The sequence below is a fragment of the Streptomyces sp. NPDC017943 genome (genome assembly GCF_044328425.1).
Lineage (GTDB): Bacteria > Actinomycetota > Actinomycetes > Streptomycetales > Streptomycetaceae > Streptomyces > Streptomyces djakartensis_A.
This window is the reverse complement of sequence record NZ_JBIRHH010000005.1, coordinates 398766-417667: the sequence shown is the minus strand read 5'-3', so window position 1 is coordinate 417667 and position 18902 is coordinate 398766. Positions and strand designations below refer to the sequence as shown.

The 18902-nt window shown below is 72.4% G+C and carries 13 protein-coding genes; 9 read left to right on the top strand and 4 right to left on the bottom strand.

The annotated features are described in order from the left end of the window. Window positions 1–38: 38 nt before the first annotated feature. The 3 genes from ACH4C6_RS18815 to ACH4C6_RS18805 form a co-directional block, all read right to left on the bottom strand. Window positions 39–1040: a substrate-binding domain-containing protein gene (locus ACH4C6_RS18815; RefSeq protein ID WP_398109688.1), complete on the bottom strand. Its 1002-nt coding sequence runs from the start codon at window positions 1038–1040 to the stop codon at window positions 39–41. Window positions 1041–1384: 344 nt separating this feature from the next. Beyond that, window positions 1385–1837: a DUF6114 domain-containing protein gene (locus tag ACH4C6_RS18810; protein ID WP_398109687.1), complete on the bottom strand. Its 453-nt coding sequence runs from the start codon at window positions 1835–1837 to the stop codon at window positions 1385–1387. After that, on the bottom strand, window positions 1837–2505 hold the full coding sequence (locus ACH4C6_RS18805) for a DUF6230 family protein (RefSeq protein WP_398109686.1): 669 nt from the start codon (window positions 2503–2505) through the stop codon (window positions 1837–1839). The genes ACH4C6_RS18810 and ACH4C6_RS18805 overlap by 1 nt, the downstream gene beginning before the upstream one ends. A 639-nt stretch (window positions 2506–3144) precedes the next feature. Here ACH4C6_RS18805 and ACH4C6_RS18800 point away from each other — a divergent pair. Next, window positions 3145–3786 carry a Tat pathway signal sequence domain protein gene (locus tag ACH4C6_RS18800; RefSeq protein ID WP_398109685.1) on the top strand — a complete coding sequence of 214 codons (642 nt, stop codon included), beginning with the start codon at window positions 3145–3147 and terminating at the stop codon, window positions 3784–3786. An 18-nt stretch (window positions 3787–3804) separates the two neighbouring features. Here ACH4C6_RS18800 and ACH4C6_RS18795 read toward each other — a convergent pair whose 3' ends face one another. Beyond that, a complete protein-coding gene (locus ACH4C6_RS18795) occupies window positions 3805–4773 on the bottom strand; it encodes a lytic polysaccharide monooxygenase (protein WP_398109684.1) in 969 nt (322 codons plus the stop codon). A 357-nt stretch (window positions 4774–5130) separates the two neighbouring features. On the opposite strand from ACH4C6_RS18795, the gene ACH4C6_RS18790 reads away from it, so the two are divergent. The 8 genes from ACH4C6_RS18790 to ACH4C6_RS18755 all read left to right on the top strand — a co-directional run bounded on the left by ACH4C6_RS18790 (window position 5131) and on the right by ACH4C6_RS18755 (window position 18864). Continuing rightward, window positions 5131–6930, top strand: a complete 1800-nt coding sequence (locus tag ACH4C6_RS18790) for a S8 family peptidase (protein WP_398109683.1) — start codon at window positions 5131–5133, stop codon at window positions 6928–6930. Between the two features lie 356 nt (window positions 6931–7286). Next, on the top strand, window positions 7287–7934 hold the full coding sequence (locus ACH4C6_RS18785) for a ScbR family autoregulator-binding transcription factor (protein WP_369195256.1): 648 nt from the start codon (window positions 7287–7289) through the stop codon (window positions 7932–7934). Between the two features lie 40 nt (window positions 7935–7974). Continuing rightward, window positions 7975–9168: a damage-control phosphatase ARMT1 family protein gene (locus ACH4C6_RS18780; protein WP_398109682.1), complete on the top strand. Its 1194-nt coding sequence runs from the start codon at window positions 7975–7977 to the stop codon at window positions 9166–9168. A gap of 140 nt (window positions 9169–9308) precedes the next feature. Next, entirely contained in the window at window positions 9309–11474 is a 2166-nt protein-coding gene (gene cyc2 / locus ACH4C6_RS18775) for a germacradienol/geosmin synthase Cyc2 (RefSeq protein ID WP_398109681.1), read from the top strand. A gap of 239 nt (window positions 11475–11713) precedes the next feature. Next, complete coding sequence (locus tag ACH4C6_RS18770; protein WP_398109680.1) at window positions 11714–12289, top strand: PDZ domain-containing protein; 576 nt, start codon at window positions 11714–11716, stop codon at window positions 12287–12289. Window positions 12290–12909: 620 nt separating this feature from the next. Further along, window positions 12910–14037 (top strand): aminopeptidase P family protein, encoded by a 1128-nt coding sequence (locus ACH4C6_RS18765; RefSeq protein ID WP_398109679.1) that lies wholly within the window; start codon window positions 12910–12912, stop codon window positions 14035–14037. A gap of 47 nt (window positions 14038–14084) precedes the next feature. Continuing rightward, window positions 14085–15179, top strand: coding sequence for an aminoglycoside phosphotransferase family protein (locus ACH4C6_RS18760; RefSeq protein WP_398109932.1), 1095 nt, complete (start codon window positions 14085–14087; stop codon window positions 15177–15179). A gap of 259 nt (window positions 15180–15438) precedes the next feature. Continuing rightward, window positions 15439–18864, top strand: coding sequence for an RHS repeat-associated core domain-containing protein (locus ACH4C6_RS18755; protein WP_398109678.1), 3426 nt, complete (start codon window positions 15439–15441; stop codon window positions 18862–18864). Window positions 18865–18902: the final 38 nt, after the last annotated feature.

Below are 18902 nucleotides of genomic sequence, written 5' to 3'. Positions count from 1 at the left end.
CCGCACGGGCGGAACTCGGGCGTCACGGAGGCGTCCGGTCACCGGGTCCCCGCGGCGGCGAACCGTGCCACGGCCGAGACGTTGGACTTCGTCACGAAGGCCGGGCCGGTGAGGACCGGAGCGGTGCCGCCGCCGCTGACGTTGCCGTTGGTGCGGTACAGCCACAGGGCGTCCACCGCGAGATAGCCCTGAAGATACGGCTGCTGGTCGACGGCGAACTGCACCTCGCCGCCGCGGACGGCCTTGACGAGGTCCTTGTCGAGGTCGAAGGTGGCCACCTTCGCCCTGCTGCGCGCCTGCCGCGTGGCCTCGACCGCGCCGAGCGCGTACTGGGCGCCGTTGGTGACGACCTGGTCGATGCCGGGGTCCTGCCGCAGCCGGGCGGCGATGGCGGCGGTCACGGCGTCCCGGTCGGTGCCGTCCACGTACAGGTTGTCGGTCTCGCCGCCGAACGTCTTCTTCACACCGGCGCAGCGGGCCTCCAGCGCGACGTTGCCCCGCTCGTGCACCACGCACAGGGCGTGTTCGGCGTCGAGGCCGTCCAGCTTGTCGCCCACGGCCCGGCCGGCGACCGACTCGTCCTGGCCGAAGTACTCCAGGAGCCCCGCCGGACGCCAGGCGTCGATACCGGAGTTGAGCCCGACGACGGGGATGCCGGCGGCCTTCGCCCGGGCGACCGGGCCGCGCATCGCCGCGGGTTTGGCCAGGGTGACGGCGATGCCGTCGACCTTGTCGCGGACGGCGTCGTGCACCAGTTCGGCCTGGGCGGCCGGGTCGGCGTCCCCGGCGTAGGTGAGGTCGATGCCGTCCTTGGCGGCCGCCGCCTCGGCGCCCTTGCGCACCAGGTCCCAGAAGGCGTCGCCCTCCCCGCCGTGCGTGACCAGGGCCACCCGCATCCCGCCCCCGGAGCCCGCCGGGTCCGCACCGTTCCCGTCGTCGCCCAGGGCCGAACAGGCGGACAGCAGCAGGCAGACGACGGACGCCAGGGCCGCGGCCCGGACGTGTCCGGCCGGGGTGTGCGGCGGGGGAGGAGTGTTCATGAGGGGCGGACCTCGCTGTGCGGCCGAGCAAGAGCAGGTGGAGAGTGCGCACGGGGGCCGCGGGGTGGACACCGGCCGGACGACTCTCGCTGGCCGGAGCCAACCCTGTGTGACCACTGGTCGTCAAGTGAGCAGCCACGAGCCGTGAGTTGATGCTGCCGCATCGTGATGATCTGTCCGACCGGCCGAACAGCGGTGCCGGCCGCGGGGCGCGCGCGGGCATGCCGCGGCCCCGGCCCGTGTCGTCCGGGCCGGGGTGGTGGGGCCGGTGCCCCCAGGGCAGGAGGCCCGTACCCCCCAGGGCGGGCCGGTACCCCCCAGGGCGGGCCGGTGCCCGTAGCAGGTCAGGCCCGCTGCGCGGGGATCGTGCCGGTCACGGCGGACTTCGCGGCCCTGGCCTCCCTCCGGCGCCTGCGGCGGCTGATCCGGGGCTCCTGGTCGGGGAGCCAGCCGAAGGTGAGGCAGCTGCCGACGACGCCCAGCAGCAGCCCGACGAAGAAGCCGCCCAGGTTGGACGTCACCCAGCTGCCCAGCGAGACCAGCACGCCGATGACCGAGTAGAACAGCCGCTGGGCGGGGTTGGCGAGCACGAGCACACCGCACAGCAGCATCACCACCGGCAGCAGGTAGCCGGCCAGCCCCTGCATGCCGACGTGCAGGACGACGTCCAGCGACGCCTTGAGGGTGAGCAGGATCTCGGCCCCGCCGAGGGCGAGCAGCAGCCCGCCCCAGAACGGGCGGCCGGCCCGCCACCGGCGGAAGGCGGGCCGGAGCCCGTCGCGCGGGGCGCCCGGCATCAGCAGCCCGACCCGCTGAAGCCCAGCTTCAGACCGGGGAGTTTGAACACCCCTGCCGTGGTGGCGTAGTTGGTCTGGCGCAGGTTCGCGATGTGCACGGTGTCGGACTGCTGGCTGAACACGCCCTTGGGGCCGCGGCCCTGCGGCCCCGCCTTGTCCAGGGTGCTGGCGTCGTTGCCGATCTCGATGTTGTTGAAGGCCGCGTCGCCCGACAGCTCCGTCGAGTCGGTCGTCAGATCGCTCGCGGTGACCTTCTGGGCGCCGCCGCCGGCCCGGATGACCAGGTTGGTGCCGCCGAGGTCGACGCTCTGGCACAGCTTGGTGAGTGTCGCGTTCTTGATCACCGAGGTGATGACCAGGACCTGGCCGCCGGTGTCGCCCGCGTTCGGGCTGTCCTCGGCCATCTCGTCCAGGCCGCCGAACTGCGCGAAGCCGGTGCCGTTCAGTTCGGTCGCGGTGACGGTGAACGGCATGCCGGAGATGGCGAACTGCACACCCAGCGCACCCTGCGCGGTGAGGACGGCGAGGGTCGCGGCGGCCAGGGTGGCCGGCACCGCCATGACCGCGGCCCGGCGCGCCCGGACCCTTCCGCGCCGCGCGGGGGCGTCGCCCGGGGCGGCGGAGCCGTCCGGTCTCTCGGGGAGGTGCTCGGTGGAGGAGGTGGTCATGTCAGCTCCAGGTGCATGTCGGTGCGGATCGGACGTCGTTGGCGCGCTGTCCTGGCGCGGACACCGACCGCGTGCGCACGTCTCCTCGCGACGTCCGGCCGTCGCAAGGGCTTTCCCGTTACGCCGCAGTAGCCGACCAGGAAGTTACCGGCGGTTACATGGAGGGTCAAGGGAGGTGTGGACACCGAGTGAGGACGGTGTCCCGAAGGTGAGTCCGCCGTGTTCCGAAAGACTCACCCGGCGCACAACTCCCTTACACCGCCTTGACGTTGGCTCGGCGCCAGGTCTACAACTTCCCTCGTCCCACCGGATCCGTGGCGCCGGATCCACCGCGCGGCGCCGTCCGCGCGTTCCGGACTCCGCTGCCACCGCACCGCAGCTCGTCGCCCGGCGCGTCCGAACGGGCTTTCCACGCCCGCGTTCCCCTCGTACGGCACGGCCGTATCGCCCGGACCGTGACACCAGCCACCCCCCTGCCCGGCCCGGCCCGGCCGGAGGGCCGACCCGTGCGCGCCCCCCGGCGCCCGCGGCCGGCCGCCGCCGGTCCGTCACGTACGGAGAAGGCGTGACGGGCCGGCGGCGGACGTGCCGGTCTCCCCGCCCCCCTCCACCCCACGCCAGCGAAAGAGGTACACCCGCATGCGCACACGCACCCTCGTCACCCTCACCGCCGCCGTCGCCGCCCTGGGCCTGGCCGCCCCCGCCTCGGCGGCCGACACCCCGGTGCTGACCACCGCCGACGGCGCCGCCGTCGAGGTCGGCGCCGTCCTCGACGCGTCCCTGGCCGAGGGCACCGCCGCGACCTTCCGCTCCAGCGCGACCGGCACCAACGGCATCTCGTGCACCTCGTCGGCGTTCTCCGCGACCGTCACCGACAACCCGGCCGCGCCCGGCACCGCCACCGAGTCGCTGAACTCGCACAGCTTCGCCACCAGCGGCTGTTCGGCCAACGTCGTCGGCGTGCTCGGCGTCAGCGGCATCACCGTCGACAACCTGCCCTACACGGCGAGCGTGTCGTCCGACGGCACCCTCACCGTGACGCCGGCGGCGGGCTCCACGCTCCAGTCCACCGTCAAACTGCGCACCCTGCTCGGCACCGTCACCTGCGTCTACCGGGCGCCCGCCCTGACCGGCACGGCGAGCAACGCCGACCACAGCATCTCGTTCACCAACCAGCAGTTCACGAAGGCGTCCGGCTCGTCCCTGTGCTTCGCCAACGCCTTCTTCACCGCGAAGTACGCCCCGGTGACCACGGGAGGCTCCGCCGTCACCGTCAACTGATCGCGCACGAGGCCCCGTTCAGCGCCTGCGCAGGCGCAGGGCCAGGGCGGCGCCGCCGGTGAGCACCAGCACCGCGGCGGCGCCGCCCGCGAGCGTGCCCGAGGACGGCCCCGAGCCGGCCGCGGCCGCCGAGGCCGACGGGGTCCGGGCATCCTGCGGCCGCGAGCGCGGAGCCGCGGCGCCGCCGGCGGCCCCCTCGGCGGCGCTTCCGCCCGGCTCGGAAGCCCCGGTGGCCGGGGCGGCCGGGGCGGTCGTCCCCTTGCCTCTTTCCTCGCGTGCCTTGCCCCCCGCCCCGGACGCCTCGCCCCCACCGCTCTGCTCGTCGCCCGTGCGCGCCTTCGCCCGCCGCGCCGGGAACACCACGTCGGAGCAGGAGTAGTAGGTGTCCGGCGTGCTGCTGTTCTGCCACACCGTGTACAGCACGTGCCGTCCCACCCGGTCGGACGGCAGGGTCGCCCTGAAACGGTAGGCGCCGTCCGCCAGCGCGGGGTCGGTCACCTGCGCGAAGGGCTTCTCCGGCAGGTCGGACCAGGTGAGCGGGCGCCCCGGGTCGAATCCGGGTTTCGTCAGGTACATCCGGAACGTGCCGGCGTGCGGGATCGTCGACGCGTACCGCAGGCCGAGCCGCGCGCCGGGCGCCACCCGGGTCGACGGCCAGTCGGCGCGGGGGAGGTCCAGACCCCGGTAGGCGGGCAGGCCGCCGCTGCACAGCTTCCCGTCCGGGACGACCGCACGGTCCCGTCCGGCCACGTTCGCCACGCGCAGGTTGTCCCAGGCCGTGAACGGCCCGCCGTTCGCGGCGACGGCCGCCCGGCAGGCCGGCGTGGCGGCCCGCTCACCGCCCTCGGGGGAGCAGGCCACCACCCGGCTCACCGGATCCGTCGGCGCACCGTGCGCCGCGGCCGGCGCCGCCGTCCACAGCGGCAGCAGCAGCGGGGTGGTCAGGGCGGCGGCGAGCGCCGTGCGCTGGACGGTCGTAGCGAGCATGTCCGGATCTCTCCTCGGCGGGCCGGAGGGTCGGTCATGCAGTACGGGAAACCGGGCCGCCGCGTTCACTTCGCCACGACCCGTTCGAATCGGGCCATTCCCGCTCGATCGCCTTTCACCGAGGGTCGGTTCGCGATCGGATCGAGGGTTTCCCCCGTATCCCGGTGACCGGCCCGTTGCCTAATGTTCGACCACAGCTGACCCACAGGTAACCCCGAACGGGTCCGCCCCCCACCCGCGCCTGGCCGGCCATCGCGTCGCTCTCCGCTTTTCGAACCACCCCCCCTCCGCTTCGAGGACGAAGCGACCCCACCGCCGCTCCGCCGCGCCGGAGTCCGGCCACGAAAGGCAACGACCGTGCGTACCTCCCCAGAGCTCAGACGGAAGCTGATGTCCGTCGCCGTCGTCTCCGTCGCCCTGCTGACCGCCGCCCCCGCCTCGGTCGCCGTCGCCCAGGAGCCCGCCCCGCGCCCCGCCGCCGTCCCCGCGGCCCAGACGGAGGCCGCCCCGGGCACTCCCGCCGAGCGCCTCATCGTCGGCTACAAGGCCGGCGCCGGTGAGGCCGCGTCCGACAAGGCGGCCGCCGCCGACGCCGCCGCCAAGGCCGAGAAGACCGGCGAGGACGTCGACTTCCGCCGCCGCCTCGGCACCGGTGCCGCCCTCGTCGACCTGGGCGCCGCCCCCTCCACGTCGTCCGTCGCCGACGTCGTGGCCGCCTACCGGGCCGACCCGCAGGTCGCCTACGTGGTGCCGGACCGGCTGAACAAGCCGACGGCCGTCACCCCCAACGACACCGAGTACGGCAAGCAGTGGGACCTCTTCGAGTCCACCGCGGGCATGAACGTCCCGGGCGCCTGGGACACCACGACCGGCAGCGGCGTCACCGTCGCCGTCATCGACACCGGCTACGTCACGCACTCCGACCTGGCCGCGAACATCGTCGGCGGCTACGACTTCATATCCGACACCGCCGTCTCCGTCGACGGCAACGGCCGCGACAGCAACCCGGCCGACCCGGGCGACTGGTACAACGCGGGCGAGTGCGGCGCCGGCGTCCCGGCCTCCACCTCCTCCTGGCACGGCACGCACGTGGCCGGCACCATCGCCGCCGCCACCAACAACTCCAAGGGCGTCGCCGGCATCGCGTACGGGGCGAAGATCTCCCCGCTCCGCGTCCTCGGCAAGTGCGGCGGCTACGACTCCGACATCATCGACGCCATCACCTGGGCGTCCGGCGGTTCGGTGTCCGGCGTCCCCGCCAACACCAACGTCGCCAAGGTCATCAACATGAGCCTCGGCGGGAGCGGCGCCTGCTCCAGCGCCACCCAGAGCGCCATCAACGGCGCGGTCGGCCGCGGCACCACGGTCGTCGTCGCCGCCGGCAACGAGAACACGAACGCCTCCACCGCCTCCCCCGCGAACTGCTCGGGCGTCATCACCGTCGCCGCGACCAACCGCGCCGGCAGCAGGGCCTCGTACTCCAACTACGGCTCGATCGTCGACATCTCCGCCCCCGGCGGCGAGACCCGGACGACCACCGCCAACGGCATCCTGTCCACGCTGAACTCGGGTACGAAGACGCCGTCGACCGAGAACTACGCCTACTACCAGGGCACCAGCATGGCCACCCCGCACATCGCGGGCCTCGTCGCGCTGATGAAGTCGGCCAACTCCGCCCTCACCCCGGCGCAGATCGAGTCGGCCGTCAAGGCCAACGCCCGTCCGCTGCCGGGCACCTGCTCCGGCGGCTGCGGCGCCGGCCTCGCGGACGCCGCGAAGACGGTCCAGGCCGTCAAGGGCGGCACCTCCACCGGCACCACCTTCTCCAGCACCACCGCCGTCGCCATCCCGGACAACGGGGGCGCGATCGAGTCCCCGATCAGCGTCACCGGCCGCAGCGGCAACGCCCCGTCGGCCCTCCAGGTCGGCGTCGACATCACGCACACCTACCGCGGTGACCTCGTCATCGACCTGGTGGCCCCGGACGGCACGGCGTACCGCCTGAAGTCCGCCGCGTCGGACTCCGCGGACAACGTGAACACCACCTACACCGTGAACGCCTCCAGCGAGGTCGCCAACGGCACCTGGAAGCTGCGCGTCCAGGACACCGCGGCGCAGGACACGGGCACGCTGAACGGCTGGAAACTGACCTTCTGATCCCTGCTGTTCTCTTCTGATCCTTCGATCGACTCGTCGACTCGTCGACTATTCGGTCCTTCGATCCTTCGATCCTTCCCTGACGGGAACTCACAACAGGGCGGGGCCACGAGCGGGCGGGCCGGCCGGTGCGGATGGGGCACCGGCCGGCCCGCCTTCATGTCTGCCCGCGGACACCCGCTCCTTGGAAACCGGATGCGCTGTTTCCTGTCGGCGGCCGGGCGTGCTATGCCGGAAGTGCCCCCGAAAACAAGCCCCCCTGCCCGATGAGCGCCGTCTGAGGGTGAGTTATCGTGTGCGGGGGGTAAAAACAAACGGCATGACCCGTTCATTTCCGTCCCGGGAGAGTTCAGCCGATGGCGAGGCAGTTGCGAGCCGAGCAGACCCGTTCGACGATCATCACGGCCGCCGCTGACCTGTTCGACCGCCGCGGCTACGAATCGACCTCCCTCAGCGACATCGTGGAGCACGCCCGCGTCACCAAGGGCGCCCTGTACTTCCACTTCGCGGCGAAGGAGGACCTCGCCCAGGCGATCCTCGAACGCCAGTCGCTCACCGCCCGGCGCCTGGCGACGGAGACCGAGAACCGCGGCCACACGTCGCTGGAGGCACTGATGCGCCTCACCTTCGGCATCACGCGCCAGTCCGTCGACGACCCCGTGCTGCGCGCCGGACTGAGGCTCGCCACCGGAGGCATCCGCCCCCGCCCACCGCTGAGCCACCCGTTCACCGAGTGGCTGGACATCGTCACGGCCCGGCTCGTCGGCGCGGTCAAGGAGTCCGACGTCCACCCGGACATCGACATCGACGTCGTCGCCCACTCGCTCGTCTGCTTCTTCGTCGGCACGCGCGTAGTGGGACGCTCCCGGGAACCCGTCGCCCGCCAGCCCCGCCGCACGGCCGAGATGTGGACCATACTCATCCGCGGCCTGGTCCCGGTCACCCGCCGCGCCCGCTACCTGAGCCTCGCCGCCCGCTTGGAGCGGGAGATCGCACCCGTGTGACCGGCCCGGCGCACCCCTGGTGCGCGTTACGGTGAGCCCCATGCCCGACACCCCACGCCCACCCGTGCTCCTCGGCGACCGGCCGGGCTCCTTCCCGCACAGCGTGCTGGCCGAGCGGCACCCCGCCATCATCCGGCAGGTCCGCGAGGCCTTCCCGTACGGACCGGAGCAGCACCGCGCGCTCGACGAGCTGCTCGCCGGCTGCACCGAGGGCCGTATCGAGGCACTCCCCGCCGACGCGCACGACCGCGCCCTCTGGGAGGACTGGGGACTGCGCGCGTACGCCGGACGGTCGTGGTTCGAGGTGCCGTGGCTGTGGTCGGAGAGCTGGTTCTACCGCCGCCTGCTCCAGGCGGTCGGCTACTTCGGCCCCGGGCCCTGGCAGGGCATCGACCCCTTCCGGCCCTTCAAGCAGGCCGAACTCGACTCCGCCGAGACCGACGAGGAACTGTCCGCACTCGACACCCTCGACGCCCGCCCCGCCGACGAGCGCTGGCGCGCCCTGCTGCACGGCTCCCTCTGGGGCAACCGCGCCGACCTCGGCTTCCGCATGTCGGCGGAGGGCGCCCGGCAGACGGACGCCGTACCCGGTCTCGTCGCCGACGACGGCGACCTGCTGCGGTCGCTGCTCGACGCCCCCGGCGCCCCGGGCCCGCGCACCCTGTGCCTGGTCGCCGACAACGCCGGCCGCGAACTCGTCCCCGACCTGCTGCTCCTGGCCCACCTGCTGGCCACCGGCGGCATCGACCGGGCCGTCCTGCACGTCAAGCCCCACCCGTACTACGTCTCCGACGCCACCACCGCCGACGTGGTCGACGCCCTGCGCCGCCTGACCGGCGCCGGGGGAGCCGCCGCCCGGTACGGACGGCAGCTGTGGTCCGCCCGCGCCGACGGACGGCTCGTCCTGCGCGCCCACCCGTTCTCCTGCGCGCCGCTGCCCTACGAGGAGATGCCCGGCGACCTGCGCGCCGAATTCGCCTCCGCCACGCTGACGGTGTTCAAGGGCGACCTCAACTACCGTCGCCTGGTGGGCGACCGGCTCTGGCCCGCGACCACGCCCTTCACGGACGTCACCGCCTGGTTCCCCGGGCCGGTCGCCGCACTGCGCACCCTGAAGTCCGACGTGATCACCGGCCTCGACGCGGACACCGAGGCCCGGCTGGACGCGACGGAGGGCGCACGCTGGCGCACCGGCGGCACCCACGCCCTGATCCAGGTGCGCATCCCCGGCTAGCGAACCGCCCACCGGCCGCGACCGGCGCGGGAACGCAGCAGTGCGGGACGGAAGTTGCCGGATCACTCCCGATTCACGCGATGGTGTGATCATGTCCGCGGCCGCGGATGCCGCCCGCGGACCGCGGGTAGCTCCCGGCCATGACGCAGCCGTTCGAGCTCCCGCACTTCTACATGCCGCACCCCGCGCGGCTCAATCCCCATCTCGACCAGGCCCGCGCCCACTCGACCGAGTGGGCGCGCGAGATGGGCATGCTGGAGGGATCCGGCGTGTGGGAGCAGGCCGACCTCGACGCGCACGACTACGGCCTGCTCTGCGCCTACACCCACCCCGACTGCGACGGGCCGGCGCTGTCCCTCGTCACCGACTGGTACGTATGGGTCTTCTTCTTCGACGACCACTTCCTGGAGAAGTACAAGCGCAGTCAGGACCGGGCCGCCGGCAAGGCACACCTGGACCGGCTGCCCCTGTTCATGCCGCTGGACCTGTCGGCGCCCGTGCCCGAACCGGAGAACCCGGTCGAGGCCGGTCTCGCCGACCTCTGGGCGCGCACGGTGCCCGCGATGTCGGAGGACTGGCGCCGCCGCTTCGCCGTGGCCACCGAGCACCTGCTCAACGAGTCGATGTGGGAGCTGTCCAACATCAACGAGGGGCGCATCGCCAACCCCGTCGAATACATCGAGATGCGCCGCAAGGTGGGCGGCGCCCCCTGGTCGGCGGGGCTCGTGGAGTACGCCACCGCCGAGGTGCCCGCCTCCGTCGCCGGGGCCAGGCCGCTGCGGGTGCTCATGGAGACGTTCTCCGACGCCGTGCACCTGCGCAACGACCTCTTCTCCTACCAGCGCGAGGTCGAGGACGAGGGGGAGAACAGCAACGGCGTCCTCGTGCTGGAGACCTTCTTCGGGTGCACCACCCAGGAAGCCGCCGACACCGTCAACGACGTGCTCACCTCCCGGCTGCACCAGTTCGAGCACACGGCGTTCACCGAAGTGCCCGCCCTGGCCCTGGAGAAGGGACTGCGGCCGGACGAGGTCGCGGCCGTGGCGGCCTACACCAAGGGGTTGCAGGACTGGCAGTCCGGCGGCCACGAGTGGCACCTGCGCTCCAGCCGCTACATGAACGAGAACGCCGTGCGCGGCGGCAGCCCCTGGCCGGGCTGCACCGGCCTCGGCACCTCCGCCGCCGACGTGCGCGCCCTGCTCGCCTCGGCCGGAGCCGACCGGACGCGCTCCTACACGCACGTGCCCTACCAGAGGGTCGGGCCGTCGCGGATCCCCGACATCCGGATGCCGTTCCCCCTGCAGCTCAGCCCGCACCTGGACCACTCCCGCGCCACCCTGCACGCCTGGGTGACCCGGATGGGCATCCTCTCCGAGGGCGTCTGGGACGAGGACAAGCTCCGCGCCTACGACCTGCCCCTGTGCGCCGCCGGCCTCGACCCGGACGCCACCGAGGAGGCCCTCGACCTCAGCTCGCAGTGGCTGGCCTGGGGCACCTACGGCGACGACTACTACCCCCTGGTGTACGGCCACCGCCGCGACCTGGCCGCGGCCCGGATCACCACGGCCCGGCTGTCCGACTGCATGCCGGTCGACGGCAGCACGCCACCGGCACCGGTCAACGCCATGGAACGCAGCCTGATCGACCTGTGGTTGCGCACCACCGCCACGATGACGCCCGACCAGCGGCGCACACTCAAGAACGCGATCGACTCGATGACCGAGAGCTGGGTGTGGGAGCTGTCGAACCACCTCCAGAACCGCGTCCCCGACCCGGTCGACTACCTCGAGATGCGCCGGTCGACGTTCGGCTCCGACCTGACGCTGAGCCTGTGCCGGATGGGCCACGGCCCGGCGGTCCCTCCCGAGGTGTACCGCAGCGGCCCGGTCCGCTCCCTGGAGAACGCCGCGATGGACTTCGCGTGCCTGCTCAACGACGTCTTCTCGTACCAGAAGGAGATCGAGTTCGAGGGCGAGATCCACAACGCGATCCTCGTCGTGCAGTCGTTCTTCGGCTGCGACTACCCGACGGGGCTCGGCATCGTGCACGACCTGATGAGCCAGCGCATGCGCCAGTTCGAGCACGTGGTCGAGCACGAACTGCCCGTGCTGTACGACGACTTCCAGCTGTCGGACGAGGCGCGGGCCGCGATGGGGACGTACGTGGACGACCTGCGCAACTGGATGTCCGGCATCCTCAACTGGCATCAGCAGGTCGACCGTTACAAGGAGGCCTGGCTGTCCCGGCGCGCCCACGGCTTCCTGCCCGACCGGCCGCCGGCCGTGCCGGTACCGGCCTTCCACTGAGCGGCCCGGCCCGGCCCGCCCGGCCCGGGCCCGCCGTCCTGCCGGCTCGCCCCGCACTCGCCCACGGGTGCGGGGCGAACCGCGTCCGCCCTCCGGCTCTCCGCCCCCTCCCTGTCCCGCGCAGGGGCCGCTCAGTCTCACTCGTTCGTGGCTCGTCGGCCGCAGAACCGTTGGGTAGAGCATCTGCCGTGATCGTCCCGCGTCCGCCGGAGGCGATCGGCACCACCCGGAGGCGAGCCATGGAACAGACCGCGCTGCGACCCAAGCCCATGCCGGGCCAGGACCCCGGCGGGGCGCCACCGCGGAAGGAAGGCGGCCCCTCCCGGCCCCGCCCGCACGCCGCCCGGCGGCGCGGGCGCCGGCTGCTGAACGTGCTGTTCGGCGGCTTCGCCGGTGCGGTCCTGGTGCTGTCCGGTGTCGGGCTCGGGGCGATGGGCTCCACGGTGGCCGCTCACGGCGCCTTCCTCGGCCAGCGCGGGCCGCACGCACCGGCCTCCCCGGCCCCCTCACCGTCGCCCGAGGCCTCGTCACCCGCGGTCCCGCCGCCCGCGGCGGCGACCCTCGGCGTGCAGGTCATGGACGCCCGCGGGCCGGGGGCCGTGGTGGTCGGGCTCCACGTCCCCGGTCCGGCGCAGCGAGCCGGGCTGATCCGGGGCGACGTACTGCTGACCCTCGACCGGACCCGGATCGACACGGCGGCCGACCTCGTACGGGCCGTCGCGCGGGTGCGCCCCGGCCGCGAGGTGACACTGACCGTGCGGCACCGCAGCGGCGGCTACGAGCAGCTCACGGCCGTACCGGCGGTCGCCGCGTGAGCGTGCTCCGCGGCGGAGGACTCACACGGCGGAGCCGTCCCCCGGGCCGGGACGATCTGCCGCCGGGCGCTACAGCGGGCCTCTTCGGCTGCCCGGGGTGACCGACCGTGGGACGGGCTCTCGCCGTGGTGCCTCGGCCCGGTCGGCGACCGGCGGCAGGGAAGGGCCTTGTGGGTTGTCCTGCTCCGGTGCGGGATGATCCGCCGCCGGGAGCACGGGTCAGGGCCCGGACAGCATCCCCGCGTGACCTTTCGGTCCGGTGGGCGAGCGGCCGCAGGGCAGCGCCTTGTGCGGCGCCCCCCGGCCCGACTGCTCGGCGATCCGCCACCGGTGACCGCCGCCTCGCCCGCCGGGCAGGCCGCACCCCCCGCACCGGAGGGGCACCGCGGTCGCGTGCGGGTACCGGGGGTGCCCGTGCGGGTATCGGGGGCGTGCGAGTGGACATCGGGGGCGTGCGAGTGGACATCGGGGGCGTGCGAGCGGCCGGCGGCCCGCCCCGTGCGCGCTTCGAGCCCTTCCGTACGGCCGGGGCCGGGGGAAAGCCCGCAGACGGCTCGCGCGGCCCCCGTCCGCCGGGCAGGATGCTGCCCGTACCCCTTCGTCCGTCCTGGGAGGCCCGGATGACCGGAAGCACGGCCGCGTCCTTCACCGCCGACGACTACCGGGCCCGCATGGAGCGTGCAGCGCGGTCGGCCGCCGAGGCCGGACTCGCCGGTCTGCTGGTCGCCCCCGGGCCGGACCTGACGTGGCTGACCGGATACACACCCCCCGCCGTCACCGAACGGCTCACCCTGCTGGTCCTCGCCGGGGACCGGGACCCCGTCCTCGTCGTCCCCGCCCTGGAGGCCCCGGACGCGCGCAAGGCGGCCGGCGCCTCGGCCCTTGAGCTGAGCGACTGGACCGACGGCAAGGACCCCTACGCCGCCACGGCCGCGCTGCTCGCCCCGGCGGGCCGGTTCGGCGTCAGCGACAACGCCTGGGCGCTGCACCTGCTGGCCCTCCAGCGGGCGGTGCCCGGCAGCGCCTACGTCTCGCTCACCGAGGCCCTGCCGATGCTGCGGGCCGTCAAGGACGCGGCCGAGCTGGAGCTCATGGCGGCCGCGGGAGCCGCCGCCGACGCCGCCTTCGAGGAGATCCGCACCGTCCCCTTCGCCGGGCGCCGAGAGGCGGAGGTGGCCGCCGACCTCGACCGGCTGCTGCGCCGGCACGGCCACGAGCAGGTGGACTTCACCATCGTCGCCTCGGGCCCGAACGGCGCGAACCCGCATCACGAGGCCGGCGACCGGGTCATCGAACGCGGCGACACGGTCGTGCTCGACTTCGGCGGCCTGCGCCACGGCTACGGCTCCGACACCTCCCGCACGGTGCACGTGGGCGAACCCACCGACGAGGAGCGCCGCGTCCACGACGTCGTGCGCGCGGCCCAGGAGGCCGGCTTCCGCGCGGTGCGGCCGGGCGCCGCCTGCCAGGACGTGGACCGGGCGGCCCGGGCGGTCATCGCGGACGCGGGGTACGGCGAGTACTTCATCCACCGCACCGGGCACGGTATCGGCGTCACCACCCATGAGCCGCCGTACATGATCGAGGGCGAGGAGCAGCCCCTGGTGCCGGGCATGTGCTTCTCCGTGGAACCCGGCATCTACCTGCCCGGCCGCTTCGGCGTGCGCATCGAGGACATCGTGACCGTCACCGAGGACGGCGGGCGGCGCCTGAACACCACCACTCGCGAGCTGGTCATAGTGGAATGACGCCCCCTATGTCCCCACGAAGCCTCCCGAACGGCAACGGCGCGACCATGACCCAGGCACCCACCCCCTCCGCGGACACCGTTCGCCGGCTGGTCCGCTCCCTGCTCAAGGACGGCGGGGGCGGCAAGAAGTCGCGCGGCGAGGAGGGCCGGGGTGGTGCGGCGACCGTGCGGGGCGCCGACCCGGACGTACGGCCCGCCGGCCCCGATGTCAGACCGGCCGGCCCGGACGCAGGGCCCGCCGGTGAGGGGGTGTCGGCCGCCACCTGGTGGGTCGGCTCCCGCCACGTGCTGCGCCTGGCGCCCGACCGCGAGGCCACCCTCCGCCAGCGCCGCGAGCTGCGGCTGCGCGACCTGGTCCGCCCGCACCTGCCGATGACGGTTCCGGTCAGCGTGGCGACCGGGGAGTGGGCGCCGGGGCTGCACTACACCCTCGACACCAAGGTGCCCGGCGGCTCCGCAGAGCGGCACGACGTGTCCGCCGTCGGCGAGGCGGACCTCGCGGCGCTGCTCACCGGCCTGCGCGAGGTGCCCGTCCGGCAGGCCGAGACCCTGGGAGTGCCGCGCGCCGCGCCGCGCTCCCTGGAGGCCCTGCGGCGGGCGGCCGCCCGGGCGGCGCAACGACTCGCCGAGTCCGACGAGTTCGACGCCGCCGGGCTCGACCGGCTCACGGCGCCCGCCGCGGCCCAGCTCGCCGCCCAGCCCGGCTCGGCCGTCCTCACGCACCACGCCCTCACCGCGGCTCACCTGGTGGTGAGCGCCGACGGGCGGGTGCGCGGCGTGCTCGGCTGGGGCGGGGCGGTCGTCGGGGACCCGGCAGAGGACATCGCCGGGCTCGCCGCCGCCGTCGGCTCACCGGCCGCCGTACGCGCCGCCACCCTCGCCGGCTACGGTGCCCGCCCCTGCCTGCGGGGCCTGTGGCTCGCCCGCTGCGACACCGTCGTCCACCTCGCCGAGGCCCTCACCGGAAAAGCCCTCACCGGAAAAGCCCTCACCGCAAAGGCCCTCTCCACCGAGGACCTCTCCACCGAGGACCTCTCCACCGAGGGCATCACCGCATTGCGCACCCGCCTGCGCCACGCCTGGGAACCGATCCTGCTGGAACGGGTGACGGACCTGGGAGCCCCCGAGGACGTCCCGTAACGGCCCTCGCCGTACGGCGATTTTCGGCCTGATGCGCCGGAACCCCCACCCCACTCCTCCCGCGTCGAAGCGCGTTCGGGTTGCCCGGTTCGCCGCATTTCTCAGCCTCCATGATCGAAAAGGGAGGGGCCGATTCCTGCCCGTATGACAGGTGAATTGCCGGGAACAGCCCGGAAGTTTGTGCGACTCCTGTGACAACTTGTGTGCGCCCGGTGGCCGCTGGGGTCGCCGGTGCTCGTCTTCCTGTGGGGGGAAGTCCATGCATGAGCGTGCCTTCGGCATGCCGTTCCGGCGTGCCCGCAAGAGATCCGCAACGGGTGTCTCCCTGGCGGCGATCGCCTCGATCGCCCTGGCCGTCTCCGTCCTGCCCGGCGCGGGCGTGGCGGCGGCCGACGACAAGCCTGTGTCGGCCTGGGGCAAGGACAGCCCGGACTTCGAGATGCCGCCGGTGAAGGTCGGCGCGAACCGGCCGGTGGCGTCCGAGCGCTCCGAGAACCCGACGGACGAGGCGTTGCTGCCCTGGCAGCGCGAGCAGCGCGAACGCGTCAAGGGCCCCGCGGGCAAGGCGGGCGGCGGCAAGCAGGCGCCGTCGTCCCGGTCCGCGGCCGACGGCGCTTCCACGCAGAGCCTCGTCCCCGAGGGCCAGGGCAATGTGCCCTGGCACCGCTCCACCAGCTTCGCGATCACGGACGCGCTCACCGCGAAGATCGACTACTCGACCGGCAACCTGATGCTGACGGCGACGGACTTCGACATCGCCGGCGTCGGCCAGCGCCTGCAACTGGCGCGCACCTACAACTCCCTGGACGCACCCTGGGGCCGGGTCTCGCAGCGCTGGTGGCAGCAGTACGAGCGCTATCTGTCCATCGGCTCCTCGGAAGTGATCTTCTACGACGCCTCCGGCGCGACGGTCCGCTTCACCAAGAACAGCGACGGCTCCTTCACCACGCCCAAGGGCTACTCGCAGGACCTGAAGAAGAACGCGGACGGCACCTACACGCTGACCAAGTGGAAGTCGGGTGCGAAGGAGACCTACAACCAGTACGGGACCCTGACGAAGATCACCGACCGCAACAAGGGCACGATCACCGTCACCCAGCACGACGACAACGGTGAGAACAAGGGCTTCAAGCTCACCGAGACCCGCTCCGGCCGCTTCATCGACCTGGTGAAGACCTACCCCTCGCAGTGGCAGGCCAAGGACAACACCGGCCGCACGGCCGTCTACAACCTCGACGCCGACGGCAACCTGGCCACCACCACCGACACCGAGGGCAAGACGGTCACCTTCCGCCACGACTCCTCCGGCCGCATCGACAAGATCACCACCGCCGAGGGCCGCGTCACCGTCTTCACCTACGACGACACCAACCGCGTCACCTCCATGCTGCGCGGCACCGCCCTCAACAGCGACGGCCACACCGGCCCGACCTGGACCTACAGCTACAGCGCCGCCTCCCCGACGGCCGCCGGGACGACCACGGCCAAGGACCCGGAGCTGCACGGCACCAAGTACGTCCACGACGGTGACGGCCGGGTCACCGAGGTGTTCGACGCGCTGGAGCGCAAGCGGTCGACGAAGTTCGACGCCAACAACAACATCGACACCAGCACGGACGCGATGGGCTCGGGCACCACCCCGGGCAACGTCACCGACTACGGCTTCAACACCCGCAACAACCTCGAGACCGTCACCCTGCCCACCGGCGGCAAGACGGTCAACAGCTGGCAGACCATCGCCGGCGGCGACGTGCCCAAGGACTCCACCAACGCCGACGGCGAGAAGACCAGCTTCACCTACGACACGGTCGGCAACACCACCTCGGTGGCGCAGACCGGCACCGGCGGCGGCAACGTCTCCTTCGAGTACAACCCCGCCACACCGACCTGCGGCGGCTTCGAGGGCCAGCGCTGCAAGGCGAAGACGAAGATGACCTCTACCAAGACGGTCACCACCGACTTCCAGTACGACACCAAGGGCAACCTGAAGTCCGTCAAGGCCCCCGCGCCGCTGGGGGAGACGACGTTCACCTACGACGCGCTGGGCCGCACCGAGACGGTCACCGACGCACGCGGCATCAAGAAGGTGTTCGTCTACGACGAGTTGGACCGCGTCACGACGGTGTCCACCACCAACGACACCGTGCGCTACTGGTACGACGGCGACGGCAACCTCGTGCAGCGCTCGGACAGCACGGGGACGGTGAAGTACGAGTTCGACCCGCTGCAGCGCGAGACGGTCCGCCACCTGCAGGACGGCTCCCAGACCCTGCTCGCCTACACCCCGGCCGGCAACGTCGACTACTACCGGGACCCGGCCGGCACGACCGACTACACCTGGAACGACGTCAACAAGCTGACCGAGCTGAAGGATCCGCAGGGTCGTGTGACGACGTACAAGTACAACAACAACGACGTCCGCACCACGACCACCTACCCCGGCGGCACGGTGCACAAGGTCGACGTCGACAACTCCAGCCGTCCCAAGACCATCAAGGCGACCTCCCCGCAGGGCACCCTGGTCGACCTCGCGTACACCTACGGCTACGGCACGAACGCCGGCACCGACGGCTCCAAGATCCGCACCTCGACGGACAACGTCCGCGGCACCAAGCGCACGTACTCCTACGACGGCGCGGGCCGCTTCTCCTACGCCAAGGAGGAGAAGTCCGGGGCGGTGACGGACTCCTGGCAGTACTGCTACGACCTGGCCGGCAACCTCACTTCGCAGGGAGCCGACCAGGGCTGCCCGCGCGGCACGACCTACACCTACAACGACGCCCAGCAGCTCACGGCCAAGTCCGCCACGAGCGGCCCCTGGTCCTACGACGCGATCGGCAACGAGACCGCCGGCGCCTCCACCGACGAGTACGCCCGCACGGGGGAGTCGTACACGGACCACTCGCAGCTGAAGTCGATCACCGTGGGTGGGAAGGCCTACGCCGGCCAGTACGGCTCGACCGACCAGAGCGAGCGCATCAAGCTCGGCGACACCTACTTCCACAACGGCCCGCTGGGTCTGTCCGCGAAGACAACTGCCGGTGCGGACATGGGCTTCAACCGCGAACCCGGGGGCACGTTGAACTCCATGACGACCGGGGGGAAGACGTACTACTACCTCACGGACGCCATCGGCAGCGTGGTCGCCCTGGCGGACGGTGACGGCAACAAGGTCAACACCTACGCCTACAGCCCCCGCGGCGTGCGCATCCTGTCCCAGTCGTCCGAACCGGTCGCCCAGCCCTACCGCTTCGCCGGCGGCTACCAGGACCCCACCGGCCTGTACCACTTCCAGGCCCGCTACTACGACGCCAACATCGGCCGCTTCACCCAGCCCGACCCCTCCGGCCAGGAGAAGAATCCCTACCTCTACGCCGAAGGCGACCCGGTCAACCGGATCGATCCCAACGGACTGAGTTGGGTAAGCGCCGTTGCTGAAGGTGCGGGTGATGTCACTGAAGCGGTTTCGAACGGTCTTCAGGGCGATACCGATGCCTTGTGGGGGCAGGTTGCCGGACTTGCCACCGGGATCGCAATCGAATCCGCCTGCGCCTTCGTTGCCGGAGTCACCGCAGTGCCGACAGGAGGAGCCGCAGCGTTCGCTCTCGGGACAGGCTGCACAGTTGTCGCATCAGCAGCCGGAGAATACGTGGGTGGAAAAGTCGAAGATTCGCTGAAAAACTGATCGAGCGATGAAGTGAAGGATTTGGGGTGGCCGTTGAC